The 26,465-nt window shown below is 63.8% G+C and carries 22 protein-coding genes and 1 pseudogene; 12 read left to right on the top strand and 11 right to left on the bottom strand.

Features of this window, described 5'->3' with window-relative positions; genetic code table 11:
• Nucleotides 1-18 precede the first annotated feature (18 nt).
• The 6 genes from KDD17_RS08040 to KDD17_RS08015 form a co-directional block, all read right to left on the bottom strand.
• Nucleotides 19-960 carry a phosphoadenosine phosphosulfate reductase gene (locus KDD17_RS08040; RefSeq protein WP_254796930.1) on the bottom strand — a complete coding sequence of 314 codons (942 nt, stop codon included), beginning with the start codon at nucleotides 958-960 and terminating at the stop codon, nucleotides 19-21.
• Nucleotides 961-1,066: 106 nt separating this feature from the next.
• Nucleotides 1,067-2,107 (bottom strand): glycosyltransferase family 2 protein, encoded by a 1,041-nt coding sequence (locus KDD17_RS08035; RefSeq protein ID WP_212706064.1) that lies wholly within the window; start codon nucleotides 2,105-2,107, stop codon nucleotides 1,067-1,069.
• Nucleotides 2,108-2,812, bottom strand: coding sequence for an FkbM family methyltransferase (locus KDD17_RS08030; RefSeq protein ID WP_212706063.1), 705 nt, complete (start codon nucleotides 2,810-2,812; stop codon nucleotides 2,108-2,110).
• Between the two features lies 1 nt (nucleotide 2,813).
• Nucleotides 2,814-5,171: a glycosyltransferase family 2 protein gene (locus tag KDD17_RS08025; protein WP_212706062.1), complete on the bottom strand. Its 2,358-nt coding sequence runs from the start codon at nucleotides 5,169-5,171 to the stop codon at nucleotides 2,814-2,816.
• Nucleotides 5,171-5,794 (bottom strand): sulfotransferase family protein, encoded by a 624-nt coding sequence (locus KDD17_RS08020; RefSeq protein WP_212706061.1) that lies wholly within the window; start codon nucleotides 5,792-5,794, stop codon nucleotides 5,171-5,173. Before KDD17_RS08020 ends, KDD17_RS08025 begins: the two co-directional genes overlap by 1 nt.
• Nucleotides 5,791-6,834 (bottom strand): glycosyltransferase family 2 protein, encoded by a 1,044-nt coding sequence (locus tag KDD17_RS08015; protein WP_212706060.1) that lies wholly within the window; start codon nucleotides 6,832-6,834, stop codon nucleotides 5,791-5,793. The genes KDD17_RS08020 and KDD17_RS08015 overlap by 4 nt, the downstream gene beginning before the upstream one ends.
• A 238-nt stretch (nucleotides 6,835-7,072) precedes the next feature.
• Here KDD17_RS08015 and KDD17_RS08010 point away from each other — a divergent pair, with 238 nt between their 5' ends.
• Together KDD17_RS08010 and KDD17_RS08005 are read left to right on the top strand one after the other, a co-directional pair.
• A complete protein-coding gene (locus KDD17_RS08010) occupies nucleotides 7,073-7,978 on the top strand; it encodes an AAA family ATPase (protein ID WP_212706059.1) in 906 nt (301 codons plus the stop codon).
• Between the two features lie 3 nt (nucleotides 7,979-7,981).
• Entirely contained in the window at nucleotides 7,982-9,247 is a 1,266-nt protein-coding gene (locus KDD17_RS08005; protein ID WP_212706058.1) for a vWA domain-containing protein, read from the top strand.
• Between the two features lie 200 nt (nucleotides 9,248-9,447).
• Here KDD17_RS08005 and purL read toward each other — a convergent pair.
• The 3 genes and pseudogenes from purL to KDD17_RS07990 form a co-directional block, all read right to left on the bottom strand.
• Nucleotides 9,448-11,606 (bottom strand): annotated as a pseudogene (gene purL, locus KDD17_RS08000) (phosphoribosylformylglycinamidine synthase subunit PurL).
• A gap of 142 nt (nucleotides 11,607-11,748) precedes the next feature.
• Nucleotides 11,749-12,219: a PRC-barrel domain-containing protein gene (locus tag KDD17_RS07995; protein ID WP_212706057.1), complete on the bottom strand. Its 471-nt coding sequence runs from the start codon at nucleotides 12,217-12,219 to the stop codon at nucleotides 11,749-11,751.
• Between the two features lie 376 nt (nucleotides 12,220-12,595).
• The gene (locus KDD17_RS07990; protein WP_212706056.1) at nucleotides 12,596-13,492 is read right to left on the bottom strand and encodes a LysR family transcriptional regulator; all 897 of its coding nucleotides are present in this window, start codon (nucleotides 13,490-13,492) and stop codon (nucleotides 12,596-12,598) included.
• A 181-nt stretch (nucleotides 13,493-13,673) separates the two neighbouring features.
• Between KDD17_RS07990 and KDD17_RS07985 the strand changes: the two genes are divergently transcribed.
• The 10 genes from KDD17_RS07985 (at nucleotide 13,674) to KDD17_RS07940 (ending at nucleotide 24,913) form a co-directional block, all read left to right on the top strand.
• Nucleotides 13,674-17,072: an indolepyruvate ferredoxin oxidoreductase family protein gene (locus KDD17_RS07985; protein ID WP_212706055.1), complete on the top strand. Its 3,399-nt coding sequence runs from the start codon at nucleotides 13,674-13,676 to the stop codon at nucleotides 17,070-17,072.
• Nucleotides 17,073-17,122: 50 nt separating this feature from the next.
• Nucleotides 17,123-18,004, top strand: coding sequence for a lysophospholipid acyltransferase family protein (locus tag KDD17_RS07980; RefSeq protein WP_212706054.1), 882 nt, complete (start codon nucleotides 17,123-17,125; stop codon nucleotides 18,002-18,004).
• Between the two features lie 7 nt (nucleotides 18,005-18,011).
• Complete coding sequence (gene murI / locus KDD17_RS07975) at nucleotides 18,012-18,821, top strand: glutamate racemase (RefSeq protein ID WP_212706053.1); 810 nt, start codon at nucleotides 18,012-18,014, stop codon at nucleotides 18,819-18,821.
• 34 nt (nucleotides 18,822-18,855) lie between these two features.
• Entirely contained in the window at nucleotides 18,856-19,884 is a 1,029-nt protein-coding gene (argC, locus tag KDD17_RS07970) for an N-acetyl-gamma-glutamyl-phosphate reductase (protein WP_212706052.1), read from the top strand.
• A 7-nt stretch (nucleotides 19,885-19,891) separates the two neighbouring features.
• Nucleotides 19,892-20,335, top strand: coding sequence for a cytochrome c maturation protein CcmE (gene ccmE / locus KDD17_RS07965; RefSeq protein ID WP_212706051.1), 444 nt, complete (start codon nucleotides 19,892-19,894; stop codon nucleotides 20,333-20,335).
• A 72-nt stretch (nucleotides 20,336-20,407) separates the two neighbouring features.
• Nucleotides 20,408-21,019, top strand: coding sequence for a holin-associated N-acetylmuramidase (locus tag KDD17_RS07960; protein WP_212706050.1), 612 nt, complete (start codon nucleotides 20,408-20,410; stop codon nucleotides 21,017-21,019).
• Nucleotides 21,010-21,582 (top strand): holin family protein, encoded by a 573-nt coding sequence (locus KDD17_RS07955; protein ID WP_212706049.1) that lies wholly within the window; start codon nucleotides 21,010-21,012, stop codon nucleotides 21,580-21,582. Before KDD17_RS07960 ends, KDD17_RS07955 begins: the two co-directional genes overlap by 10 nt.
• A gap of 63 nt (nucleotides 21,583-21,645) precedes the next feature.
• Nucleotides 21,646-23,613 carry a heme lyase CcmF/NrfE family subunit gene (locus KDD17_RS07950; protein ID WP_212706048.1) on the top strand — a complete coding sequence of 656 codons (1,968 nt, stop codon included), beginning with the start codon at nucleotides 21,646-21,648 and terminating at the stop codon, nucleotides 23,611-23,613.
• Entirely contained in the window at nucleotides 23,610-24,062 is a 453-nt protein-coding gene (locus tag KDD17_RS07945) for a cytochrome c-type biogenesis protein (protein WP_212706047.1), read from the top strand. Before KDD17_RS07950 ends, KDD17_RS07945 begins: the two co-directional genes overlap by 4 nt.
• A gap of 74 nt (nucleotides 24,063-24,136) precedes the next feature.
• Entirely contained in the window at nucleotides 24,137-24,913 is a 777-nt protein-coding gene (locus KDD17_RS07940; protein ID WP_212706046.1) for an enoyl-CoA hydratase-related protein, read from the top strand.
• A gap of 7 nt (nucleotides 24,914-24,920) precedes the next feature.
• Here KDD17_RS07940 and KDD17_RS07935 read toward each other — a convergent pair whose 3' ends face one another.
• Together KDD17_RS07935 and KDD17_RS07930 are read right to left on the bottom strand one after the other, a co-directional pair.
• Nucleotides 24,921-25,127: a hypothetical protein gene (locus KDD17_RS07935; RefSeq protein WP_212706045.1), complete on the bottom strand. Its 207-nt coding sequence runs from the start codon at nucleotides 25,125-25,127 to the stop codon at nucleotides 24,921-24,923.
• 171 nt (nucleotides 25,128-25,298) lie between these two features.
• Nucleotides 25,299-26,213 (bottom strand): calcium-binding protein, encoded by a 915-nt coding sequence (locus KDD17_RS07930; protein ID WP_212706044.1) that lies wholly within the window; start codon nucleotides 26,211-26,213, stop codon nucleotides 25,299-25,301.
• Nucleotides 26,214-26,465 lie beyond the last annotated feature (252 nt).

Genomic DNA, 26,465 nt, shown 5'->3' with positions numbered 1-26,465 from the left:
CCGCGCGCCAGTGGGACCTCAGGCTTTGGCGTCTGTGCCGCGCTCCTTTTTGAGCTGTTCGAGCCTGCGGGCAAATTTTGGGGCATGCATGCGGGTGGTGACATTGCGGGCAAGGGCTTCGACCAGATGCGGGCGGTCGCGGGCGTCCAGCGCGGCCATCAGGTTTCGCAGGTAGGGCGGGTGCATGCGCCGCGCGCGCATCATCCGCGCAAAGCCCAGCGTGTCGAGACCGTCGTCGGCCATGGCCTTGAGCATAGGGCCGAGCTGTTCGATCTCCAGAAGATCGGTCTGAATCGCACCGCCCATGTGCGGGATGCGCAGTTTTTCCACATTGGGACGGGTGAAGAGCGCTGCGTGCATGGCGTCGGTCGTCTGGTGCGGATCGTAGACCACAAAGGCACGCTCGGCCGCGTCGAGCATGTCAGGCGCGTAGCCAAAGCGCTGGGTGAAATCGGTGCGGCGCATATGGGTGAATCGGTCGTCCCATTCCGTCACGCGCGGGTCCAGCGTTGCCTGCGGTTGCACCGCCAGCACCCGTGCGCCCGGGCAGGCGACCGAAAACGCCGCCGCCGCGTAGCCGCAGGGGCCGGCCCCGTAGAAGAGCACGGTTTCGTATTCGTCGAAAAAGCCTTCGTCGATCATGCGGTCGATGTAGGCATAGACCTTTCCATCGCGGAACCACGTATCGCCGTCCGAGGCGAGGCACAGGGAGGACCAGCCGTAGGTCTGCATCATCTCCCATCCCATGGGATGCGCCAGCGAAGAAAGTGCGGCGATGCCCTGAAGGGTCTCAAACGTGACCAGCAACGTGTCCGAGCGTTCGACGAAGGCCGCGAAGTGGCGCTTGCCGATGCTCTCGAAATAGCCGTCCTCGTCGCACAGCTGTGCGACGGCGGCGCGCCAATCGGCCTTTTTCATCCCCGCAAGCGAGGTCTCGAATGTCAGGTCATCATCACTCATTGTGCTGTCCTCAACGGGCTTCCCGGCGTTTGACGCGGGAATTTGGAGGAGTGCTATCTGATCAATTTGTCGAAATTGCGGTGATTTGGGTGCGAAGCCGGGGCGGTCAGCCGCGTTTGCCCCGGTTGGCGTGGTGCACGAGGAACTGCGCGGCCTGACGGCTCAGGGGCTGGGAGGGGGGTGTCATGAGCAGTCGGCCAAAGAGCGCGCGGTAGGGCTCCAGTTGCAAGAGCCGGTCGAATTCGGCCTTGCGCCAGCGGGCTGCGGCGGTGTGCAGCCGGGCGAGATCGGCATCGGCCATGATGGCGGCGTGCGCCTCGGCGCGGGGGGCGGCGAGGCTTTGAATGCTGGTATCGGTGTCGGTGTTGAAATTCCGCTCGACCCAGTAGTCGAGGCCCAGCATGTCGTCGCTGTGCACCGCACGCCCCCGCGCAGCCTTAAGCACGTAGCTCTCCAGCGCGCCCAGAGGGTAGTGGTTGAGCTGCACCAGACCGTAGTTGTCGCGCCCGTAGTTGGAAAAGATGCGCCGCGTCTTGAACTGATCGGGCAGGGCATCGCCGTTGCCATCGACCCATTGGGCGTGGCGCAGTTTCTTCTCGTTCAGATCGCGGGGCCGGTGCACGCCGGGTTTTCGGTAGGTGCCGTCGTTGCGGTAAAGCGTCTTGAACATCGCCGCGCGCCACGGCCAGTACATCACCGCGGGCGCGCAGGTGGTGAAAGTGTCGAGCACGGGCGCGTCCGTATAGTGCACCTGCGCGTTGGCGCCAAAAAGCCGCCAAGTGAGCGTGATTGCGGTGGCGTCCGGCACGGCGGCGTGCAGCGCGCCCAGCGTGTGACCGCCGCAGTGGATGTTGACGAATTCGTCGATATCGAGCGGCAGGATCCAGTCCGCTTTCTTCACCAGCGGGTGTTTTGCCGCCGCTTTCAGCGCGGTGAACTGGATGCCGCCCTTGTCATAGGGGCCATCGTTGCGCAGGTGGGTCAACACGCCCATCGCCTGCAACCTGTCCAGCATCGTGTCGGTGCCGTCCTGGCAATCGTTGGAGAACACCAGAAAATCGGTGAAGCCTACGGCGCGGTGATGGGCCAGCCATTCGAGCAGGAATGCGCCCTCGTTGCGCACGCATAGAATGGCGGTATGGCGCATCTACCAGGCGCGCCGGAAGCTGACGACCTTGTTGGTTGAGCCGCGCGCGTAATAGGCCAGCCCGCCGTCCATCATGGCGCGGAACACCTTGTTGATGCCCTCGGGGCCGACGATCTGGGGGTGCAGCTCGATCACGGCGGCGCGCAGTTTGCTCAGATCAAGCGCGGGCAGCAGATCGGCCTCGGCGCCTTCGATGTCGCAAACCAGCACATTGGCGCCTGTGTCGCGGAAGGTCTGTTTGGCGTTGAGCACGTCGACGCTGACCTTTTGCACCTTCTCCGGCGTGTCGCCCTCAAGCGGGCTGAGCGAGGAGGACAGCACATTGGCGCGCGCGTAGAAATCAGCGCGCCCCTTGCGCGCGCCAAGGATGGCGTGGGTGATGTGGCAATTGTCCAACTCATTGGCCGCGTGCACTGATTGGATATAGGGAATCAGCGCGGGATTGGCCTCGAACGAATGAACCGCCGTGACCTTGCGTTTACTGGCGATAAGCGAGGACATATAGCCGATGCCAGCGCCCAGTTCGATCACCGTGTCGCCCTCACGCACGACGCGCAGCACGGCCTCGGTCTCCTTGGCCTCATACGCGTTCTTGCGCAGCGCCCCGCGAATGCGCCCGGTGATGAAATGCCCGTCCTTGGGAAAGCGGATGCCGTTGCACACCACATAGGGGTTTTTCTGGTTGGGTGGGGGGGATCCGTCCATGTCAGCTCTCCATATCGAGGGCAAGCGCGTAGGCCACGCGCTCTGTCTCTGTCAGTTTCACCTTGAGCGCCTCTTGGTAAAGCTCGGCAAACTCGGGGGTCTCGTGCAGCTCGGCGGCCTTGTCGCGATGCCAGGCCAGCCCGTGTTCGTGCCAGCGGCGCAGGTCCGCGTCGGCCATCAGGCGGTCGTATTCCGCGCGCAGGCGGGGGATGTTGCGTTTGATGGTGATGTCGCGGAAATCGGACCAATCCATGCGGATCCAGTAGTTGATCCCGATGGAGCGATCGACGTGCAGCGCGCGCCCGCGCTGACGCTTGATCAAAAAGGATTCCGCCGAGCGCAGCGCGTAGTGATTGAGCTGCAACAGATCGTAGCCGATGGATTTCTTGGACGACCGCCAGCCGTTCTTGGCCACTTCGCGGGTCATGTCCTTGCCCGACCCGTTGACCCATTTCACTTTATTCTCAAACGCTTCGTCGAGTTTGTTCGGGCGGTGGCACGAGATTTTCTCGTAGGCGCCGATGTTCTTGAACATCGTCTTGAACCCCCAGACCGTGTGCGGCTTGGGGCAGAATTTCGGGGCGCAGGTGTCGAATTGGTCGATCACCAGATCATCGGAGAGTTTCGTCACGCCGTTATGACCGAATAGTCGCCACGTCATCGCGACATTGGTGGCGTCCGGCACCGCGTCGAGGAAATCCTGCACTGTGCCGTTGCCGCAGCGCACGTTCATGAATTCATCCACGTCGATGTGGATGATCCATTCGGCGTTCTGGATCACCGGCTCTTTCAGGGCCTGGTTCAGCGCGTATTGCTGGGGCGAATTGCCTTTCCAGTCGTCGTTGTTGCGGTGCTGAAGGATGCCCATGGCCTGCAACCGGTCCAGCAGTTCCGACGTGCCGTCGGAGCAGCCGTTGGTGTAGATCAGGAAATTATCGACCCCCATGGCGCGGTGGTAGGCGACCCATTCGACGATATAGGGGGCCTCGTTCTTCATGCAGCCGACGATCACGTTGCCGGAATTGCCCTGCGGCAGCACGCGCGGGGTGATTGGCGTATAGGCGGCGGCGAGCTGTTCTTCGTCGACCGATCCCATCTTGTTGTGCGGGGCAAAGGACGATGTGCGCAGGGTCTCGAAATTCTCGACCGCTTTGGGCGGCATCAGCGCGCGTGCGCTGGCGCTGAGCGCATCGGGGGTGTCGGTCTCGCTGCGCGGGGCCGCTTCCGTCGGTGCAGGGGCGGCGACATCGGCCATCTTGGCCTTGCGCTCTTGCTTGGTGGCGCGGTCGATGCGCCACATGAAGCCCAGCAGATACTGCGACGCGCGATAGCCAAACAGCGGATCGGCCTCTTCCCACGTGCCCTTGGCGCGCGGTGCCTTGAAGGTGGGGGCGAGGGCGGGGTGCGCCTTGGCCAGATCCTTGAGCCCGGAGGCGAAGTGTCTGGCGATGGCGTGCAGGCTCGCCTCGGGGGTCTCTGGGCCGTCGATGGCGACCTCCTGCACCAATTGCCGCCACAGCTGGCGCGGCAGGACGCGTTTGCGCCCCGCGAGCACCCGCAACAGCAGCGCGTTAAGCTGGCGACCGCGTGCAAGAGCGGCGGCAGAGGGGGCGGCGGCGGGGCTGACTTGGCGCGCGGGCGCAAGTGGGGCCTCAAGACCAAAGGTGCTGTGGATCTCTTCGCTGACGTCCGCGCCGTTGAAGAGTGCGGGGTCGAAGGGGCGCAGGATGACGGGGCCGAATGTGGCTTCCCAGAACGCGGCCCAGGCGGGCAGATCAAGCCAGGCGTTGGGCGCCTGCGTTTCGGCGAACACGCCCGCGACCGGGTCAATCGGCGGGATCGCCTTGCGCGCGCTGTCCCACCAATCGGTGCCGACCAGCGCAAGCTCTGCATCGAGGGAGATACCGCGCCCCTCGAGGATCTGTTCGTCGTAGCGGCGCAAGAGCATCCGCACGGGGTGATCGACGTGGGCGATGATCTGGACATCCTCCGACAGTGGTGCCAGCAGCGCGTGCAGACGCGCCAGTTCGCTCTCGCGCAGCAGGCTGTTGCCCAGCTGCGCACAGCTGAGGATGAGCGTATGCGGTTGATGCTTGGCGACTTCGGCAGCCAGATCGCGCGTGACTTCATCGCGCAGGGCCGCCTGTTTTTCGGCCGTGATATACCCGCGGTTATAGCGCAGCGGATCGACGTGTTCGGGATCGGTCACGGCCATGTAGAGCCGCGTATGGTTCTTGTTACCCGGGCTGCGGGCATAGCGCACGCCCTGGGCGTCCAGCGCATCGCGCTGCGCGCTCAGCACCGATTGGATGCGGTGTGCGCTGGTTTCTTCCGGGCCGATATGGAGCAGGATACGCATCAACCGGCCCTGTTGTTGGTGTTGGCGGCACCCCACCACGTCAGATCAGTGCCGATATGGGTGGCCACCGCGTCGCGCGCCCCCGCGTCGGCCACATCGTATTCCAGATAGGCCGGATCGCCCGCAAAGATCGCGCGCAGATGGGCGTAATGCCCGTCGATCCATTGAATCCGCTCGCGCGTCGTCTCGCCGTAGCCTTGCGGCAGGCCGGGAATGTCAGAGGCGGGCAGGCGGTCGATCCCCAGATCGGACCACGCCAGCATCGACTGCGACACATCCCAGCTGTCCCGGCGCGAGGCAAGGAAACGCACGCCGGGGTGGTGTTTGCGGATCGCGTCGATGATCGCAAAATCCATCTGCGGCCAGAGCGATTTGCCGCCCCGCAGGCAGCTCAGCTCGGTCAGGGCGGTGAAATCATCAAACAGCGCGCCGGGATCGCCCGTCTGGAAATAGCCACGGTAGAGCAGATCGGCGACATAGGCATCCGACAGATCGGCATTCGTGGTCTGGCGCGGGCGGATGCGGTGATCAGCCACGCGCAGCCCCGCGATTTTCAGCGCCCGCGCCAGCGTGGTGGTGCCCGTCTTGGGCAGGCCAAGGTTGACGATTCTGAGCGTGCTCATGCGTCCTCCAACAGGCCAAGATCGCGCAGCATGGCTTCCTCCTGCGGGGGCAGGGTCGAAGCACGGCGCAATTGGCGGCGCATGCGGATATAGCTTTGATGCGTGAGCAGCGCGTCGCGCTTGGCGCGGTGGGCGGTGACGGAGGCCTCATGCAGCGCACCGATGCCGCCGCGCGCCTTGAGCGCGTCCATCTCGGCGGCGAGCGCGGGCAGGTGACGCTGGATCGATGTATCCTCCCACGCGGGATCGTTGCGTTCGCGCCAGTAGGTATCGTCAAACGCGCGATTTGCGCGGTTCACGTCGCCGCGGTCGTTCTTGACCAGATAGCTGTCGAGGCTGCGCAGGGCGTAGTGGTTGAGCGTGGCATGCGCCCGCGCGCCCGCCGCCGGAAAGCGCCGGATGCGGCGCGGATTCGCGGCCACGAGGAATTTATGCGGCACCGGGCGGCCAGAACCGTCGGTCCATGTGACGCCTTTGGCCTTCTTGGCCTTTTGGAACGGGCGGTGCGCGCCGTAGTATTGCAGCGGGAAATCCGCGCGGACCAGTGATTTGACCTCGATCGCGGCCTCGCCGCACCACAGATCGGGGTTGTGCGAGCGGCTGAACTGGCCGATCACCGGCGCGTCGACATAGTCCTCGACCCCGTCATTGGCGAAGAACTGGAAATTCAGGCTGATCGCCTGCGGATCGCCGCACGCCTCGATGAGCGCGGCAAAGCTGTGATCGCCCACGTGGATATTCGGGAACTCGTCCACATCCGCGATCCAGACCCAATCGGCGTCCTGCACGACGGCCTGACGCTTCGCGTCCTTGAGCGCCTCCATCTGGTAATTGCGCCCCTCGGCGGGGTTGGGCAGGTGCACGCACAGGCCCTCATCCGCCAGCGCATCCAGCAGCGTATCGGTGCCATCGTCGCAATCGTTTGAATAAAAGAGGAAATCCGTCACCCCCAGCAGGCGATGATAGGCAATCCATTCGATCAGGAACGGTCCCTCGTTCTTGACGCAGGTGACGGCCGTGATCTTACGCTCATCCGCCATGGCGGGCGCCCTCGAAGTCGGGGGAAATACTCATCTGCTGCCTCGTACCGCTGCCGGGTCTGCGTGCGTGATGCCACAAACCTCTTATTGCTTGGTCAATAGCATCGCACGGCCCCCGAATCACGTCAATCGCGGCGTTATTTGCCCGCGCGCCCGCGTGACATATCTACCAAGGTGCCCTTGACGCTTGGCCCAGGCGGTGACCTTCTGGCGCGACATCAATTTGCGGGAGCACACCATGGCCGATACATCCTCCATTGACGGCGTACAGGCGATGCTGGCCGAGCAGGGCTATGTCTGCGGGCGGGCGCTGGCGACGGTGGTGTTTCTGAGCCTCACGCTGGGCCGGCCCTTGTTTCTGGAGGGCGAGGCCGGCGTCGGCAAGACCGAGATCGCCAAGGCGCTGGCCGCCGCACTGGGGCGTCGGCTGATCCGGCTGCAATGCTACGAGGGGCTGGATGCGACCTCGGCCGTTTATGAGTGGAACTTTGCCGCGCAGATGGTCGCGATCCGCACGGCGGAGGCCGCGGGCGGGGCAGAGCGCGGGACGCTCACGTCGGAGTTGTTCTCCGACGACTACCTGATCGAGCGGCCCTTGCTGCAGGCCATGCGCCCGGACGAGAACGGCGCGCCGATTCTGCTGATCGACGAGCTGGACCGCACCGACGCGCCCTTCGAGGCGTTCCTGCTCGAAGCGCTGTCGGATTTTCAGGTCACGATCCCCGAGATGGGCACCGTGAAGGCACCCGAGCCGCCCATTGTCATCCTGACCTCGAACCGCACGCGCGAGGTGCACGATGCGCTCAAGCGGCGCTGCCTCTATCACTGGGTCGACTATCCGGGGTTCGAGCGGGAGATGGAGATTCTCGCGGCCCGCGCCCCCGAGGCGGCGGAGAACCTGAGCCGCGAGGTCGTGGCCTTTGTGCAAAAGCTGCGGACGGAAGATCTGTTCAAGAAACCCGGCGTGGCCGAAACCATTGACTGGGCGAAATGCCTGCTGGCGCTGGATGTTATCACGCTCAGCCCCGAGACGATTGCCGACACCCTCGGCGCGATCCTGAAATATCAGGACGATATCGCCAAGCTGCAGGGATCGGAGGCGAAACGCATCCTCGACGAGGCGCGGGCAAGCCTGCCCGCCTGACAGATGGTCGAACACATCCCCCTTGAGCTGCCCGACGATCCGCGCCTTGCGGGCAACATCACGCATTTCGCCCGCGCCCTGCGCCGCGCGGGGCTGCCTATCGGGCCGGGGCGCGTGATCGACGCCATTCGCGCGGTAGAGGCGGCGGGGTTTACCGACAAGCGGGATTTCTACTGGACGCTGCACGCCTGTTTTGTGAACCGGCCAGAGCACGCGCGGGTCTATGCGCAGCTTTTCCGGCTGTACTGGCGCGACCCGCGTTATCTGGAGCATATGATGGCCGCGATGCTGCCCGCCATTCGTGGCGTGCAGGAAGACCGGCCGGCACAGGCGGCGGAAAAACGCGCGGCGGAGGCACTGCTGGACGGCGCCGAAGCGCCGCCGCAGGAGGAGGAAGAGGCGCCACCCGAGGAGGATGCGCTGATCGAGGTGGATGCCTCGCTGACAATGTCGACCTCTGAGCGGCTGAAAACACTGGATTTTGAGCAGATGGGTGTGGCCGAGATCGCTGAGGCGAAACGCATGCTCGCCCGGCTCAGTCTGCCCATCCGCCCGCTGCCTTCGCGCCGGGCGGTGGCGAGCGTGGGGCAGGGGCGCGTGGACGCCGCCCGCTCGATGCGCGCGGCGATGCGGCGCGGCGGCGAGATGGGGGCGCTGACGCTCAAACGGCCCAAGCCGAAGTGGCCCAATCTGGTGGTGCTCTGCGATATTTCGGGCTCGATGAGCCAGTATAGCCGGATCATCCTGCATTTTCTGCATGCGGTTGCGAATGAGCGCGGGGCGGGCTGGGCGCAGGTACATGCCTTCACGTTTGGCACGCAGCTCACGAATATCACCCGGCATCTGGCGACCCGCGACGTGGATGCGGCGCTGGCCGCCGCCGGGGCCGAGGCGCAGGATTGGGAGGGCGGCACGCGCATCGGGCAGAGTATCGAGGCGTTCAACCGCGATTGGTCACGCCGGGTGCTGGGGCAGGGCGCTGTGGTGCTGTTGATCACCGACGGATTGGACCGCGACGACCCCGAGGCGCTTGCCCGCCAGATGCAGCGGCTGCATTTGAGCGCACGGCGGGTGATCTGGCTGAACCCGTTGCTGCGCTGGGACGGGTTCGCGCCCAAGGCGGCGGGCATCCGGGCGATGCTGCCGCATGTGGACAGTTTTCGTGCGGGCCATTCGATTGCCTCGCTGGAGGCGCTGGCGGCAGCGATTTCGCGCCCCGATGACGTGGGCGAAAAGGCGCGGCTGATGGGGATGGTGGAGGGCGGGTAGGCGCTGCGGGTCTCTCCTATCCGGAAAATCGGAGCCGCCCTTACGCGGTCTGTCGTCTGCCCCCGGTCCCTTCGCCGGTCAAGAGAAATAGCCGTTTCCACGCGCCGGGGCGCGCGGACCCTCGGCGATTTATCTGGACCGCCTGCGGGTCCGGGGGCCGCCTGTGACCACGCAAGGGCGGCTCCGATCCGGAAAGCGGATCAGGTGACCGTGGCGGCGAAGGCGCTCTCAAAGAGGGCGGTGAGATCGGTGAGCGGGGCGGTATGGGCGCCGAAGGCGAGGCTGTCGCCACCGAACCGGCCGATCTGTGTGAGGGTGAGGCCCGCCGAGGTTGCCGAGGCGTGCAGCGCTGCTGCGTTTTCCGGTGTCGCGGCGATGAGGTAACGCGCTTGATCCTCGCCAAAAAGGGTTGGGGTGTCGCTGGCGTCGAGGGAAAGGCCAAGGCTCGCGTGGCGGGCCATCTCGAACGCGGCGAGGGCGAGACCGCCGTCGGAGAGATCGGTGCAGGCGTCGATGCTGGTATGATTGGCGCGGATGAAATCGCCGTGGGCGGCCTCAGCCGCGAGATCCACGGGCGGCGCGTCCCCTTCGCTGCGTTGGAAGGCTTCGGCGAGCAGGGCGGATTGGCCGAGGTGGCCGTGGGTTTCGCCGAGCAGCAGCAGCACATGGGTGTCGGTGACGTCAAAGCCGATGATGCGGTCGGTCGTCTCGATCAGGCCAACGGCGCCGATGGTCGGCGTGGGCAGGATCGCGGTGCCGTCGGTCTCGTTGTAAAGCGAGACGTTACCCGAGACGATGGGCATATCGAGGGCTGCGACCGCCTCCCCGATGCCTTTGATGGCGCCGACGAACTGGCCCATGATCGCGGGCTTTTCGGGATTGCCGAAGTTGAGGTTATCGGTGGTCGCCAGCGGGGTGGCACCCGTGGCGGTTAGGTTGCGGTAGGCTTCGGCCACGGCCTGTTTGCCGCCCTCGACCGGGTTCGCCTTGACGTAGCGCGGCGTCACGTCGGAGGTGAAGGCGAGCGTTTTGTCGGTGCCGTGCACGCGGATCAACCCGGCGCCAAAGCCCGGCGTGCGGGCACTGTCCGCCATGACCATGGTATCGTATTGCTCAAACACCCACGCTTTGCCCGCGTAGTTGGGGCTGGAGATCAGCGCGCGCAGCCCTTCGATGGGGTCGATGGCGGGCACGTCGGTGAGCGCTGCGGCGGGCGGCGTTGCCTCCCACGGGCGGTCGTATTCGGGGCGGTGCCCGAGAGCGCCTTGAGCGGCAGATCGGCTTTGACCTCGCCGTTCAGGCGGATGATGAAGCGGTCCTCGGCGATGGTTTCGCCCACGATGGCGAAATCGAGATCCCATTTGTCAAAGACGGCCTTGGCCTCGGCCTCCAACTCGGGGCGCAGCACCATGAGCATGCGTTCCTGGGATTCCGAGAGCATCATCTCGTAGGCGGTCATCGCCGCCTCGCGCGTGGGTACCTTTTCCAGATCAAGGATCACGCCAAGGTTGCCCTTGTCGCCCATTTCCACGGCGGAGCAGGTGAGGCCCGCGGCGCCCATATCCTGGATCGAGATCACGGCACCTGTCGCCATCAGCTCAAGCGTGGCTTCCATCAGGCGCTTTTCGGTAAACGGATCGCCGACCTGCACGGTGGGGCGCTTTTCCTCGATGGTATCGTCGAATTCGGCCGAGGCCATCGTGGCGCCGCCGACGCCGTCGCGTCCTGTCTTGGCGCCGAGGTAGACGACGGGCATGCCCACACCGGAGGCGGCGGAGTAAAAGATCTTGTCCGCGTCCGCGAGGCCCGCCGCAAAGGCGTTGACCAGGCAGTTCCCGTTATAGGCCGGATCAAACCGCACCTCGCCGCCCGCGCAGGGCACGCCAAAGCAGTTGCCGTAGCCGCCCACGCCCGCCACCACACCGTGCACGAGCTGTTTGGTTTTCCAGTGACCGGGCTCCCCGAACGACAGGGAGTTCATCGAGGCGATGGGGCGCGCGCCCATGGTGAAGACATCGCGCAGGATGCCGCCCACGCCGGTGGCGGCACCCTGATAGGGCTCGATGTAGGAGGGGTGATTGTGGCTTTCCATCTTGAACACGACCGCCTGACCGTCGCCGATGTCGACCACGCCCGCGTTTTCACCGGGGCCGCAGATGACTTGCGGGCCGGTCGTGGGCAGGGTGCGCAGCCATTTCTTGGAGGATTTGTAGGAGCAATGTTCATTCCACATCGCGGAGAAGATGCCGAGTTCGGTGAAGGTCGGCGTGCGCCCGATCAGATCAAGGATGGTCTGATACTCGCTGTCGCTCAGACCGTGGGAGGAAATGATTTCTGATGTGATCTCGGGCTCGGACATGGGGGGCGCTCCACGGGGCAGGGAATGTTGCGCCTGCCATACTGGAGTTGTGCTGTTGCTTCAATGCGCCTGTTGCGCAAACAAAAAGACGCCCCCACACCTAGAGGTGCGGAGGCGTCTTTGGTCGTAGCAATATGTACGCTTACGAAGAGATCGTGACGGATGTTGACGTCTCGTCGTCGCGCTTGGATCCCTGCTGTGCCTTCAGGTACAGCTCATCTGTAGTGGTATCGAGGAAGATTTTCCCATCCACGATGTTGATGGTTTCGGGCAGCAGCGTAATCACCAACTCTTCAGCGTCGATCTTGGCCTCGGGGACAAGATCCACGACCAGTTCGGGATTGCCCATGCCGTCAAAGGTCACTTCGGTGATTGTGCCGAGCTGCTCATTGTCAGTGGTCAGCAGTGGATCACCCACAGTGTTGCGCAGAGCGTCGTACTGGTCTTGCTGCACACCCATGATGGTGGGGTCATACTCGGCAATTCCGATGCCGGGACGCTTGGTTTCGATCTCGACGTTGGTCACGTCATCGCTGACGGTTTGTGCAGTTGCCATCGGAGCGGCGAAAAGGGCTGCGACGGCGGCGGTTGTGATCATAAGATTGCGTGTCATTTGAAGTCTCCTTCGTAGTCTGTTTACCGATCCATGCCGGTGTTGCAGATACAACGGGCGATGCGTGCCTGCGTTCCAGAAAAGCAGCGCTGAGATCTGATTTTTTCGCCCAAGCCGTTGAAATCATTTTTGTTTTGGTCCGATTTTTTTTGGCGGCCCGCTGTGGAGAGCACAACCGGAACGGTCGTGGCCCGCGATTTCGGGCAAAAAAAGACCGGGCACAATGGCCCGGCCAAGTCCAACAGGGAGGTACAGGGCGAGACAAAACAGCCTCAATCCCTGTGCGTGACCAATTAGTGTGCGACGTGCCACCGATCAAGGCAGATTCTGCACAACCTTGGGCATAGCAGCTATGCGCCTTGCGCATAGCGTTGGATCAACTGTCACGCGCCAGCTTGCGGTAGGCGATGATTTCGTCCTGCACGAAATCCTTGAAGGCCGCGACCCGCTGCGATTGGCGCAGCTCTTCGGGGTAGGCCAGGAAAACCGGGACATCCGCCGAGGTGATCTGCGGCAGCACCCGCACCATGTCCGGGAAATCCTGTATAAGGTAGTCGGGCAGCACACCGATGCCGAGATCGTTCAGCACGCCTTGCAACACGCCAAAGTAGTTGTTGACGGTCAGCAGCGACTTGATGTCGTAAAGCATGAGTTGCTGGATCAGATTCAGACCCGCGCCCACCTGATCGCTGTTGGTGTTCTGGCAGATCAGCCGATGTGCGCTCAAATCTTCCAACCGCTCGGGCGTGCCTGCGGCCTTGAGGTATCCGGGTGTCGAATAAAGACCCATCTGTACGGTCATCAGCCGCTTGCGCACTAGATCCGCCTGACTGGGCTCCTTGAAGCGGATGGCGACATCCGCCTCGCGCATGGGCAGATCGAGCACACGTTCCTCCAGCATCAGATCGACTTTGAGCTCGGGGTATTTCTCGTAAAGCTTTGACAGCCGTGGCGCGAGCCAAAGCGTGCCGAAACCGGTGGTGGTGGTCACACGCAGCTCGCCAAAGACTTCTTCCTCGCTGTCGCGAATGCGCGCGCCCGCTGCCTCGACCCGTTTGCTCATGGCGCTGGTGGCATCAAACAGCAGCTCACCCTGTTCCGTCAGGATCAGCCCGCGCGCGTGGCGGTGAAAGAGATTGGTGTTGAGCTGTTCTTCGAGACCGCGAATCTGTCGGCTGACGGCGGATTGCGACAGGTTGAGCCGCTCCCCCGCGTGGGTGAGCGAGCCCGCATCGGCCACCGCGTGAAAGATTCGCAATTTGTCCCAGTCCATGTCGCGCCCTCGCTTTCTGGGCGCAGGCATACCGCATGCAACGCGCCAGACCCAGTACGAAGCGCGGGGAATTTGCCGATTGATTGACACAGGGCTATACAGGTCACAATCTATGACCTATTGTGCACGTTAAAGATGCATGTACGATACAGTATTCGCCGGGTTTCTTGGGAGGGACACCATGACGACGCAGAAGATTTCACTCAACGACCGCTTTGATCTGGAGAAAAGCCCCGTTCTGTTGAACGGCACGCAGGCGCTTGTGCGCGCGGTGATGATGCAGGCCGAACGCGACCGCGTGGCCGGTTTGAACACCGCCGGGCTTGTGACCGGCTACCGTGGCTCGCCGCTCGGCGCGGTCGACATGCAGATGATGCGCGCGCAAAAACAGCTCGCCGCGCATCGCGTCACGTTCCAATCGGGGTTGAACGAAGATCTGGCCGCCACCGCCCTGTGGGGCGCGCAGCAGGCAGAGCTGCGCGGTGAGGGGAAATACGACGGCGTCTTTGGTCTGTGGTACGGGAAGGGGCCGGGGGTGGACCGGTCGGGCGATGTGATGCGCCACGCCAATATGGCCGGATCATCCAAACACGGCGGTGTCGTCATGGCGATGGGGGACGATCACACCGGTGAATCCTCTACCGTGCTGCACCAATCCGAATTTGCGATGGTCGACACCTACATGCCCGTGCTGTCGCCTGCGGGCGTGCAGGAGATGCTGGATTATTCCGTCTATGGCTGGGCGCTGTCGCGTTATGCCGGCGTCTGGGTGGGGCTCAAGACGATGAAGGACACGGTCGAGGTGACCTCCGTCGTGGACGGCGATCCGCACCGGATGTCATTTGTCACACCCGAATTCGATCTGCCCGACGGGGGGCTGAACATCCGCCTTGTCGATGACCGCATCGAACAGGAGGCGCGGCTGATCGACTACAAGCGCTACGCCGCCGAAGCCTTCGCCCACGCCAACAACATGGACAAGCGCATGTGGGGCAAACCCGGCGCCAAGATCGGGTTTGTCGCGGCGGGCAAGAACTACCTCGATCTGGTGCACGCGCTGAGCCTGCTGAATATCGACGCCGCCGAGGCAGAGCGTCTGGGAATCACCACCTATAAGGTGGGCCAGACCTGGCCGCTGAACATGAAGGGCTTTCACGACTGGGCAGAGGAGTTGGACCTGATCGTCGTGGTCGAGGAAAAGCGCAAGCTGATCGAGGTGCAGATCAAGGAGGCGCTGTTTGACGATGACATGCGCCACCGGGTCTACGGCGGGCGCAAGAACGGGGCCGAATTCTTCTCCGCGCGCTGGGCGCTGGATCCGACGGATATCGCGACCAAGCTGGGCGAAGTTCTGTGCGAGGAGGGGCGCGGCACCGACGGGATCAAGGCCGGGATGGCCAAGCTCGACGAGGCGCGCCGCGCCGACAACGCGCCGCAGCTGGCGGCGCGACTGCCGTATTTCTGCTCGGGCTGCCCGCACAACTCCTCGACCAAGGTGCCGGAGGGCAGCCGCGCCTATGCGGGCATCGGGTGCCACTTCATGGTGCAATGGATGGACCGCGAGACGTTGGGTTTCACCCATATGGGCGGCGAAGGCGCGAACTGGATCGGCGAGGCGCCGTTTTCCAACACGCCGCATGTGTTCCAGAACCTTGGTGACGGGACGTATAACCACTCGGGTGTGCAGGCGATCCGCGCGGCCATCGCGGCGGGCACAAACATCACCTACAAGATCCTGTATAACGATGCGGTCGCCATGACCGGCGGGCAGGGCAACGAGGGCGATCTGGACGCGCCGCGTATCGTGGATGAGCTGCGCGCCATGGGGATCAAGAACCTCGCCGTGGTCTACGACGAAAAGGAAGACGTGGATTTTGCCCGCTTCAAGGGGGTGGAGACGCACGAGCGGGCCGAGTTGCAGAATGTGCAGGAACGTATGGCCAAGACGACAGGCGTCAGCGCCATCGTCTATATCCAGACCTGTGCTGCCGAAAAGCGCCGCCGTCGCAAGCGGGGCACCTTCCCGGATATCGACAAGCGGGTGTTCATCAATACCGACGTCTGCGAGGGCTGCGGCGATTGCGGGGTGCAGTCCAACTGCGTCTCGATCGTGCCCAAGGAGACTGAGCTGGGGCGCAAGCGCGCGATCGACCAGTCGTCGTGCAACAAGGATTTCTCCTGCGTCAAGGGGTTCTGCCCCTCTTTCGTGACGCTGGAAGGCGCCAAGGTGCGCAAGGAGGCGACGACGGAGGTGAAGATCCCCGATCTGCCCGATCCCGCGCTGCCCGCGATCAAGGGCACGTATAACGTCGTCATCACAGGCGTCGGCGGAACGGGTGTCGTGACCATCGGCGCGGTGTTGGCGCAGGCCGCACAGATCGACGGCAAGGGGGCGGGCATGATGGAAATGGCCGGTCTGGCGCAGAAGGGCGGCGCCGTGAGCATCCATTGCCGGCTGGGGGAGCGGCCCGAGGATATTTCGGCCATTCGCGTGGCCACTGGGGAGTGCGACGCGCTCATCGGCGGCGATCTGGTGGTGTCGGGCGGCAACAAGACGCTGGGCCTGACAAGCGCCGGGCGCACGGGGGCGGTGGTGAACTCCCACCAGATCATCACCGGCGATTTCACCCGCGATACCGAATTCCAGATGCCATACGATCAGCTTGAGCTGTCGTTGCAGGCGCGTCTGAAAGACCGTGTCGTGCTGTTCGACGCCTCCGATCTGGCCAAGGCAACACTGGGCGATTCGATCTATTCCAACATGATGATCTTTGGCGGGGCGTGGCAGCGCGGCCTGATCCCGCTTTCGTTGCAGGCGATCCGGGAGGCCATCAGCCTCAACGGAGCGGCGGTCGAGCGGAACCTGCGTGCGTTCGAGCTGGGGCGCTGGGCGGTTGAGCATCCGGCCGATGCGCAGGCGGTGCTGACACCCAAGGTCGTGGCGCTCCCCAAATCGCTCGATGAGCGGATCACCTACCGGGCCGAACATCTGACGGCCTATCAGGGCAAGCGGCTGGCCAAGCGCTATCGCAAGCTGGTCGAGGGAATCGACGACAAGGCGGTGCGCGAAGCGGCCGCACGGGGTTATCACAAGCTGCTGTCCTACAAGGACGAATACGAGGTGGCGCGCCTGCTGCTCACCTCGCGCGAGAAGGCAGAGGCGGAGTTCGAGGGCGATTTCCGCATGAGCTTCCACCTCGCCCCGCCCATGCTGTCGAAAACCGGACCCGACGGGCGGCCGATGAAACGCGAATTCGGCCCCTGGCTGGAGCGGCCCCTGCGCCTGATGACCAAGCTCAAGGCGCTGCGTGGCACGCCGCTCGACGTGTTCGGCTACACCGCCGAGCGCCGGATGGAGCGGGCGTTGATCAAGCAGTACGAGGCCGACATGGCCGACGTGCTGCCCAAGCTGACGGATGCGACCCGCGAGGCCGTTGTGGCGCTGGCCGAATTGCCGATGCAGATCCGCGGCTTTGGCCCCGTCAAGCAGGCCAATGAGGCAAAGGCCGCCAAACGCCGCGAGGAGCTGCTGGCCGTCATCCGCGCGGGCGGAGAGCGCATGGACCGCGCGGCGCAGTAGCGTCACGCGGCTGTAACATGGGCCGTGTAAAGGGAGCCAAGGAGAGCGATATGCACCCATGCCTGACCACCCCCCGTGATCTGAGCTATGCGAGCGCCGCGCGTACGCGCGGGGGCCGTGCCGTCATCCGTCTGATGGAGAATACGACTGGACGTGTCGGCCTGATTAAACGCGCGGTCGGCTATCAGGAAGAAGTGGCGCGGGGGCGCAATTTCTTTGACGTGATGATAGAGCGCTACGGGCTGAGCCTTGATCTGAACCGGGGACGCCTGTCGGACGTGCCGCGCGATGGCCCGTTGATTGTGATCGCCAACCATCCCTACGGCATCCTCGACGGGTTGGTGATGGGGCATCTGCTGGCGCGCACACGCGGGGATTTCCGCATCATGGCCAATGCGGCCTTTGCCAAGGCGCCCGATTTGCACCGGCTGCTGCTGCCCATCGATTTTGCGCAGAGCAAGGAGGCTGTCGCCGCCAACCTCGCCACGCGGCGCACGGCGCTTGATTATCTGGGGGACGGGGGCGCTGTCGGTATCTTTCCCGGCGGCACTGTCAGCACTGCGGCGAAGCCTTTCTCGCGCCCCATGGATCCCGGTTGGCGCAGCTTTACCGCGCGGATGGTCGCGAAATCCGATGCGACCGTCCTGCCTGTCTATTTCGACGGGCACACCAGCCGGATGTTCCAGATCGCAAGCCACCTGCACCAGACGCTGCGCATGGGGCTGCTGATCAAGGAATTCCGCAAACGGATCGACACGCCCGTGCGGCTGAGCATCGGCGCGCCCATCGGGCGCGATGTTCTGGACCCTCTGGCAAAAGATGGCAAAGCAATGATGGATTTCCTGCGCAAAGCCACGTATGGACTGGCCCCAGAACCGCTGGATTGGTCCCACGCGGGATATGAATTCGAGGACCGGCATCGCAGCCGGTAGGGCGCACATGGCGGTAGGCATTTTCGACAGTGGCTTGGGCGGATTGACGATCTGGGACGCGGTGCAAAAGCGCCTGCCGGATCAGGAGTTTGTCTACCTTGCCGACAGTGCGCACGCGCCTTACGGTGTGCGCTCTGCCGATGACATTTATGATCTGACCGTCGCCGCCACGCAGCGCTTGTTCGATGCGGGCTGTGATCTGGTCGTGCTGGCGTGCAACACCGCCTCAGCTGCCGCCCTGCGGCGCATGCAGGAAGGCTGGGTGCCGCAGGACAAGCGCGTGCTGGGGGTCTTTGTGCCGCTGATCGAGGCGCTGACGGAACGGCAGTGGGGCGACAACTCCCCGCCGCGCGAGGTGGGCACAAAACACGTGGCGCTTTTCGCCACACCCGCAACCGTTGCCACCCGCGCCTTCCAGCGCGAATTGGCGTTCCGCGCCATTGGCGTGGACGTCGAGGCGCAGGCCTGCGGCGGTGTCGTCGACGCGATCGAGGACGGCGATATGATCCTCGCCGAAGCACTGGTGAAATCCCACGTCGACGCGCTCAAACGCAAGATGCCGCACCCCGATGCGGCGATCCTTGGCTGCACGCATTACCCGCTGATGAAGGACGCCTTTAGCGAGGCGCTGGGCGCGGATGTACGCGTGCTGAGCCAGGCCGATCTGGTGGCCGAAAGCCTCGCCGACTACCTGGAGCGGCACCCTGACAAACGCGGCGCGGGTGATGCGGCGTTTCTGACAACGGGCGATCCCAAACGCGTGAGTGACCGCGCCACGCAGTTCTTGCGACGACAGCTGACATTTACCGCTGCCTGACCTTACGCAAGACACCCTTATTCTGGACGAACACATGATATACAACATCGCAATTCTGGGCGCCTCGGGCTACACGGGCGCCGAATTGATCCGGCTGATCGCCAATCATTCCCACATGAAAATCAAGGCTTTGGGCGGGAATTCCAAAGCGGGCCAAAGCATGGCGTCGGTCTTTCCGCATCTGCGCCACCTGGATCTGCCCGATCTGGTCACGATGGAAGAGATCGATTTTTCCGGCATCGATCTGTGCTTTTGCGCGCTGCCGCACAAGACCTCGCAGGAGGTGATCGCAGCCCTACCCAAGAATCTGAAAATTGTGGATCTTTCGGCGGATTTCCGGCTGCGGAATCCCGCGGACTACGAAAAGTGGTACGGCAACGCGCACGCCGCGCTCGCGCAGCAGGAAGAGGCTGTATACGGGCTGACCGAGTTCTACCGGGAGGAAATCCGGGCGGCACGGTTGGTTGCGGGAACGGGATGCAATGCCGCCACGGGCCAGTACGCGCTGCGCCCGCTGATTGCGGCGGGGGTGATTGATCTGGACGAGATCATCCTGGATCTCAAATGCGCCGTCTCCGGCGCAGGGCGGGCGCTCAAGGAAAATCTTTTGCACGCGGAGCTTTCCGAGGGCTATCACGCCTATGCCGTGGGCGGCACGCACCGGCATCTGGGCGAGTTCGATCAGGAGTTCTCTGCGCTCGCGGGGCGGCCCGTGCAGGTGCAGTTCACCCCGCATCTGGTGCCCGCAAATCGCGGCATCCTTGCGACCTGCTACGTGAAGGGGGACGCGCAAGCCATTCATGATACGTTGAAAACGGCCTATGCCGCCGAGCCGTTCATCGAAGTGCTCCCGTTCGGAGAGGCGCCTTCGACGCGGCATATCCGCGGCTCTAATTTCTGCCATGTCGGCGTGTGTGCGGACCGGATCAGTGGCCGCGCGATCGTCATCGCGGCGCTCGATAACCTCACGAAGGGCTCATCGGGTCAGGCGTTGCAAAATGCCAATCTCCTCCTAGATATTGAAGAGACCGAGGGGCTGATGATGGCCCCGCTCTTTCCGTGAGGGGCCGATGAAAAGCCTGAAAAAGCAACGCCGTATTCAGGTGATCGCCGTCGCTGTCTGCGCGCTGATCGCGGCGACGGCGCTGATTGGCTACGGGCTGCGCGACGGGATCAATTTTTTCCGCGCGCCCAGTCAAGTGGTGGCCGAGCCGCCCGCGCCGACGGAAGTGTTCCGCATCGGCGGTCTGGTCGAGGAAGGCACGCTCAAACGCGGTGAGGGGGAGCAGACGCGCTTTTCCGTCACCGACGGCGGCGCGTCAGTGCCGGTGGTCTATACTGGTGTGTTGCCGGACCTTTTTGGCGAGAACGAGGGCATGGTGGGCACGGGTCGCTATATTAACGGCGTCTTTGAAGCTACTGAAATCCTTGCACGACACGATGAGACCTACATGCCGAAAGAGGTTGTGGACGCGCTGAAGGAGCAGGGCGTCTACCAAGAGCCCGACACCTGATACCGTACGCTGAGGTGAGCGCGCGTTAACTCTTTTTTCGGCAGTGTCCCCCCAGACGCAAAGGGGGCGACCATGCAGACAGTGACCGAGATTGCCGAAGATATCGTACGCCGTGAAGGCGGTTATGTGAACGACCCGGACGACCCCGGCGGGGCCACGAATTTTGGGGTCACGATCCATACGATGCGCAGGCTGGGCCTTGATCTGGACGGCGACGGGCAGATCAGCCCGGCGGATGTGCGCAAACTGACCCGCGAACAGGCGGTGCAGATCTTTCTCAAGCATTACTACGAAAAACCGTTGATTGCGGAGCTGCCCCGCGCCCTGCAGGCGAGCGTTTTTGATATGTACGTCAATGCCGGCGCGAATGCTGTGAAAATCCTGCAACGGCTGCTGGTCGACATGGGCTATGCCGTGACGGTCGACGGGGCGCTTGGGCCGCAAAGCCTGGCCGCCGTCCGCGCGGCCTGGCGCGCCTCGCCCGATCATCTGGTGGACGCCTACGGGATCGCGCGGCGCAACTATTATTTCCGTCTCGCCGACCGTCGCGCGGCCTCGCGCAAATACGCCCGCACGCGGGCAGGCGGGAAGGGCGGTTGGATCAAGCGGGCGGAGGAGTTCATCTCTCCGCGCTATCACCTGAGCCGCGAGGCATTTGCACAAAGGACAGCGTCATGGGCCTGATCGAACGTCTTTTCGGGGTCGTTTTTGGCGGCAATCGCAACGTCGTGCGCGAGACGGTCGAGGTCTTTCGCGAAAACGCCGAAGCCGGGGCCGTACGCGGGGCCGAGGTGCAGCAGCAGGCGATGCAGCAATACGGCAGCGAATTTGTCGCGGCGCCAAAGGGCTGGTTTGACCGCTTCATGGACGGGCTCAACCGGGTGCCGCGCCCGGCGCTGGCGCTTGGCACGCTGGGGCTGTTTGTCTCGGCGATGGTGGCGCCCCTGTGGTTTGCCCAGCGGATGCAGGGGATCGCGCTGGTGCCGGAGCCATTGTGGTGGTTGCTGGGGGTGATCGTCTCGTTCTACTTTGGCGCGCGGCACCAGGTGAAAAGTCAGGAATTCCAGCGCTCTATCGTCGACACGATTGCCCATGTCGGCCCGGTGGTGAACAACATCAAGGCCATCGAGGAACTGCGCCACGACAGCATTGGCGCAGCCGATCCCGGGCCGGACGTGCGCGCGGCGGCTCAGGCGCTGCGCAGTGAGGAGAATCCCGCGCTGGAGGACTGGCGCGCGGCACGCTGACTGCGGCACGATGACCAATCTAATGTGATTGGAACCGGGCGCAGGGGCGTCTATGTTCAGCCCATGATTACAGAGCTTGGACATTTCGCCCTGCTGCTCGCCCTTGGCGTGGCGCTCATTCAAACGGTTGTGCCGCTGGTCGGCGCAGCGCGGGGCTGGCACAGCTGGATGGCCGTGGCGGAGCCCGCGGCGACCGTGCAATTCGTGCTGATCGCGGCATCCTTCGGGGCGCTTACATGGGCTTTCGTGACGTCGGATTTCAGCCTTGCGGTCGTCACGGCGAACAGCCATTCGATGAAACCGATGATCTACAAGATCACCGGCACGTGGGGAAACCACGAGGGGTCGATGCTGCTGTGGGTGCTGATTGTGGCGCTCTTTGGTGCCATGGCCGCGTGGTTCGGCGGGCAGTTGCCCGCCAGCCTGCGCGCGCGGGTGCTGAGCGTTCAGGCGGCAATTGGCGTGGCGTTTCTGCTGTTCATCTTGCTGACCTCAAACCCCTTTGCCCGTCTTGCGGTGCCGCCTTTCGATGGGCAGGATCTCAACCCGCTGTTGCAGGATCCCGGCCTCGCGTTTCATCCGCCGTTCCTCTACCTCGGCTATGTCGGGCTGAGCATGGCGTTCAGCTTTGCCGTGGCCGCGTTGATCGAGGGGCGCGTGGATGCGGCCTGGGGCCGCTGGGTGCGGCCCTGGACACTGGCGGCGTGGGTTTTTCTGACCATCGGTATCGCGCTGGGATCGTGGTGGGCGTACTACGAGCTGGGCTGGGGCGGGTTCTGGTTCTGGGATCCGGTGGAGAACGCCTCGTTCATGCCATGGCTCCTGGCCGCCGCCCTGCTGCATTCGGCCATCGTGGTGGAGAAACGCGAAGCCCTGAAAAGCTGGACGATCCTGCTGGCCATTCTCGCTTTCGGCTTTTCGCTGATCGGGACCTTTATCGTGCGCTCGGGGCTGCTGACCTCGGTACACGCCTTTGCCAACGATCCCGACCGTGGCGTATTCATTCTTGCCATCATGGCGTTCTTCATGGGCGGGGCGCTGGTGCTGTTCGCGCTCCGCGCGGGCGCGATGGAGGCAAAGGGCGTCTTTGGCGTCGTCAGCCGCGAGAGCGCGCTGGTGGTCAACAATCTGCTGCTGGCCGTGTCGTGTTTTGTGGTGTTCGTCGGCACGATGTGGCCGCTCGTGGCCGAGATGTTCTTTGACCGCAAGCTGACCGTCGGGCCGCCGTTCTTTGACGCGGCCTTCACGCCGTTCATGGTGGCGCTGGGTCTGGTGCTGCCGATTGGATCGGCGCTGCCGTGGAAGCGCGGCGGGATCGGGCGCAGCACGACGCCGCTGAAGCTGGCGTTTGCGCTGGCGGTGGCGATTGGCGGGCTGGTCTGGGCGGTGCAGACCGGAAACAGCCTGATTGGACCCATCGGCATGTTCCTCGCTGCGTGGCTGTTGATGGGCACGGCGATTGATCTGGCGCAGCGCACCGGGCGCGGCGCTTTGCGTGAGCGGCTGGGCCGACTGGCGCGCCTTCCGCGTGCCGATTGGGGCAAGGCGGTTGCGCACGCGGGTCTTGGCATCACCATGCTGGGGATCGCGGGGCTGACCGCCTACACCGTCGAGGACATTCGCGTGGCGCAGGTGGATGAACCCTTTACCGTGGGGGACTATGACATGACCCTGCGCGAGGTGAACGATATCGAAGGGCCGAATTACGTCGCGACCCGCGCGATCATCGACGTCGCCCGCGACGGAGAATTCATCGCGACCCTCGCGCCGGAGCGGCGGTTCTACCCCGTCGCGCAGATGCCCACGACCGAAGCCGCGATCCACCAGAACCTTGCGCGCGATCTATACCTTGTCATCGGCGATCCGCAGGTCGGCGGCGGCTGGGCCGTGCGCACCTATATCAAGGCGATGACGAACTGGATCTGGATCGGCTGCGCGCTCATGGCACTGGGTGGCACGCTCAGCCTGACGGACCGCCGCTTCCGCGTGGCCGCAGGGGCGCGCAAGGCCAAGGCAGTACCGGCAGAATGAAACGGCTGATCCTTGCGTTGATGCTGCTGGCGACGCCACTGATGGCGGTGGAGCCCGACGAGGTTCTCGATAATCCCGTTCTTGAAGAGCGCGCCCGCGACATCTCGAAAGGGCTGCGCTGCCTCGTGTGCCGAAACGAGAGCATCGACGAAAGCTCGGCCCCCTTTGCAAAGGACATGCGCCTGCTGGTGCGCGAGCGGCTGACAGAAGGCGACAGTGATGCGCAGGTCGTCGATTTCATCGTGGACCGTTACGGCGAATACGTGTTGCTGAACCCGCGCGCGACGGGCTCGACGATCCTTCTGTGGCTGGCCGGACCGCTGATGCTGGTGCTGGCGCTTGGTGTCGGCATTGCCTATCTGCGCCGCCGCAGCGCGGCCCCTGCGCCGCAGGACGATGCGCTCAGCGAAAGCGAAGCCCGCGCCCTGCGCGATATTCTCGATAAATAGCCCGGCTTTGGCGCTGGTGAGCCGCGTATCTGCGGGCTAGGATGCGCGCGATTGATACCGGAAAGGGATCCCGCATGGACTATCAAACCATCACCTATGAGCTGACCGGCGGCGTCGCCATCGTGACCTTCAACCGGGCGGAAAAGTTCAACGCGCTGACCACGCAGATGCGGGCCGAAATCGCGCATGCCGTGCGCGCGGGCGGTGAGGAGGCGCGCTGTGTCGTGATTACCGGCGCGGGCAAGGCGTTCTGCTCGGGTCAGGATCTGGGGGATCGGGCCAACGCCTCCTCGATTGATCTTGAGCGGACGCTGCGCGACGAATATCAACCGCTGTTGCAGGCGATTGTGGAATGCCCCGTGCCCACCATCGCCGCCGTCAACGGGCCCGCTGCGGGGGCAGGGGCCAACATCGCGTTGGCCACCGACGTCTGTTTTGCGACCGAAAGCGCGTATTTCCTGCAGGCCTTTGCGCGCATCGGCCTGATCCCCGACGCGGGCGGCACCTATGTCATGCCGCGCCAGATGGGCATGGCCAAGGCAATGGGCGCCGCACTTTTCGCGGACAAGATCACGGCCCGGCAGGCGGATGACTGGGGCATGATCTGGCAGGCGGTGCCGGACAGCGAATTCGACGCGCACTGGCGCGAACGCGCGGCCCATCTGGCCGCCGGCCCCACCGCCGCCTATGGCGCGATCAAACGGACGTTGCGCGCCAGCTGGGACAATGACTACGCCGATCAATTGACGCTGGAAGCACGTGAGCAGGGCGAATGCGGTCGCTCGCGGGATTTCAAGGAAGGGGTGCTTGCCTTCACGGAAAAACGCCCCGCGACATTCGAGGGGCGTTAATCAGAGACTAGTGATGCGCGCTGCGCGCCACCAACAGGACATCCGACGGGCTGGGCACGCGGCCCGATGTGTTGGCGACTACGGCCACCGCAATCCCGTCTGCCAGAACCGTATGTACGGTGCCTGAGACCTGTCTGATCGTTATCTCGGGCGGGGTGTCGCCCTCGTCATAGACCACGGCGATGTGGTCATGTTCTTCCTGGCGATCTGGCACCAGGGCACCTTGCGGCCCTTTTTCACACTCCGCAGCGCGGGGCATCAGGCTTTTGGCGTCTTCCCACCCGTATCGCGGGCTTGGCGTTGGACTGGCCATACTGATCCTCCTGAAAGCTGAGATTTGGTCGGGTGTGCGGGGGCGGCATATCACCCCCGCGCACGCTCAGCTTCAGGCGGCCGCGGCGCCGTTGGGATCGAACAGGCTTTCGACCGTATTCTCGGCAATCAGCGTCACGTCGTCTGCCGTCACCGTCGAGGCACCGCCGGTGATCCGTGCCAGCACCTGATCGCCCATGCGGATCAGCGCATCCTCGCCATCGGTATCGACCGAGATGTCATTGTCGGCGTCGATATCGTCGACGATTACCGTGATCGCGTCCTCACCGTCGGTGAAGTCGTTGATCAGCGCGCCAAAGTTCTCTTCGGTCTGCTCGGACAGGATGTGGAAGGTATCGTCACCGTTACCGCCCATGACCGTATCGCCGGAGCCAATGACGATGTCATCGTCACCGCCACCACCGAACATCCGACCGCCAAAGCGGTCATCGCGGATCTCGATCCCGCCGTTGAGATCCTCAAGGCTGCCGCCGTCGCGCAGCTCTTCGAGCTCATCAAGGCTGAGGGGCAGGCCGTTGATGATGCCGCTGAACAGCAGATCATCGCCCTGGTTGCCCGCAACATCATCGGTCCCGCGACCGCCCACGATGGTATCGTTGCCTTCGTTGCCAAAGAGCGTATCGGCGCCGTAATCACCAGAGACAAAATCGTCGCCCTCCTGGCCCTCGATAAAGTCAAAGCCACGGTTGCCGGAGATGATGTCGTCGCCGTCACCCGAGCACAGCATGTCGTCGCCGTCCTCGCCCTGGAGCACGTCGTCACCGTCGCGGCCAAAGATCGTGTCGTTGCCCGCGCGACCGTTCAGAACGTCGTCACCGGCCTCGCCGTCCAGAAAATCCGATCCGACCTCGCCCGAGATGCGATCGTCGTCATCGGTGCCGTTGATCTCAACGGAGGTTTCGTCGTCGTCGCTTCCGCCGTCGACGGCAAACGCCAACAGCCCAAGCGGCAGCAGTCCAAGTAGCATCAACATAGCAGTATCCCCTAAGCATGCGTGATTGCGTTCAGATAGTCGGGGATTTTCGCACCGGTCAAGCACGCGTTAACTATTGTGGCAACGGGCGAAACAATGCTCGTTTCTGGCCGGTTTTGCGTAATCCTCAGCCAAATTTTGCCACATTTGCGATAAACAATAGCAGGGGGAATCACGCATTTATGTGCCCCCGGCGGCGGGGCGCGGCACGATTCGCGCCGCCGGTCACAAAAAAGCCCCGGTGTG

The organism is Sulfitobacter albidus (assembly GCF_018200035.1).
Classification (GTDB): domain Bacteria; phylum Pseudomonadota; class Alphaproteobacteria; order Rhodobacterales; family Rhodobacteraceae; genus Sulfitobacter; species Sulfitobacter albidus.
This window is presented reverse-complemented; position numbering and strand designations above follow the sequence as displayed.

Excerpts from the sequence above, each read along its gene's own strand:
- KDD17_RS07955 (WP_212706049.1), top strand. The coding sequence starts at position 21,010 with ATGGGCCTGATCGAACGTCTTTTCGGGGTCGTTTTTGGCGGCAATCGC.
- KDD17_RS07960 (WP_212706050.1), top strand. The coding sequence starts at position 20,408 with ATGCAGACAGTGACCGAGATTGCCGAAGATATCGTACGCCGTGAAGGC.
- KDD17_RS08025 (WP_212706062.1), bottom strand. The coding sequence starts at position 5,171 with ATGCGTATCCTGCTCCATATCGGCCCGGAAGAAACCAGCGCACACCGC.
- KDD17_RS07950 (WP_212706048.1), top strand. The coding sequence starts at position 21,646 with ATGATTACAGAGCTTGGACATTTCGCCCTGCTGCTCGCCCTTGGCGTG.
- KDD17_RS07985 (WP_212706055.1), top strand. The coding sequence starts at position 13,674 with ATGACGACGCAGAAGATTTCACTCAACGACCGCTTTGATCTGGAGAAA.
- KDD17_RS07930 (WP_212706044.1), bottom strand. The coding sequence starts at position 26,213 with ATGCTACTTGGACTGCTGCCGCTTGGGCTGTTGGCGTTTGCCGTCGAC.
- KDD17_RS07940 (WP_212706046.1), top strand. The coding sequence starts at position 24,137 with ATGGACTATCAAACCATCACCTATGAGCTGACCGGCGGCGTCGCCATC.
- KDD17_RS08015 (WP_212706060.1), bottom strand. The coding sequence starts at position 6,834 with ATGGCGGATGAGCGTAAGATCACGGCCGTCACCTGCGTCAAGAACGAG.
- KDD17_RS08035 (WP_212706064.1), bottom strand. The coding sequence starts at position 2,107 with ATGCGCCATACCGCCATTCTATGCGTGCGCAACGAGGGCGCATTCCTG.
- KDD17_RS07995 (WP_212706057.1), bottom strand. The coding sequence starts at position 12,219 with ATGACACGCAATCTTATGATCACAACCGCCGCCGTCGCAGCCCTTTTC.
- murI (WP_212706053.1), top strand. The coding sequence starts at position 18,012 with ATGGCGGTAGGCATTTTCGACAGTGGCTTGGGCGGATTGACGATCTGG.
- argC (WP_212706052.1), top strand. The coding sequence starts at position 18,856 with ATGATATACAACATCGCAATTCTGGGCGCCTCGGGCTACACGGGCGCC.
- KDD17_RS08005 (WP_212706058.1), top strand. The coding sequence starts at position 7,982 with ATGGTCGAACACATCCCCCTTGAGCTGCCCGACGATCCGCGCCTTGCG.
- KDD17_RS07990 (WP_212706056.1), bottom strand. The coding sequence starts at position 13,492 with ATGGACTGGGACAAATTGCGAATCTTTCACGCGGTGGCCGATGCGGGC.
- ccmE (WP_212706051.1), top strand. The coding sequence starts at position 19,892 with ATGAAAAGCCTGAAAAAGCAACGCCGTATTCAGGTGATCGCCGTCGCT.
- KDD17_RS08010 (WP_212706059.1), top strand. The coding sequence starts at position 7,073 with ATGGCCGATACATCCTCCATTGACGGCGTACAGGCGATGCTGGCCGAG.
- KDD17_RS07945 (WP_212706047.1), top strand. The coding sequence starts at position 23,610 with ATGAAACGGCTGATCCTTGCGTTGATGCTGCTGGCGACGCCACTGATG.
- KDD17_RS08040 (WP_254796930.1), bottom strand. The coding sequence starts at position 960 with ATGAGTGATGATGACCTGACATTCGAGACCTCGCTTGCGGGGATGAAA.
- KDD17_RS08030 (WP_212706063.1), bottom strand. The coding sequence starts at position 2,812 with ATGGACGGATCCCCCCCACCCAACCAGAAAAACCCCTATGTGGTGTGC.
- KDD17_RS07980 (WP_212706054.1), top strand. The coding sequence starts at position 17,123 with ATGCACCCATGCCTGACCACCCCCCGTGATCTGAGCTATGCGAGCGCC.
- KDD17_RS08020 (WP_212706061.1), bottom strand. The coding sequence starts at position 5,794 with ATGAGCACGCTCAGAATCGTCAACCTTGGCCTGCCCAAGACGGGCACC.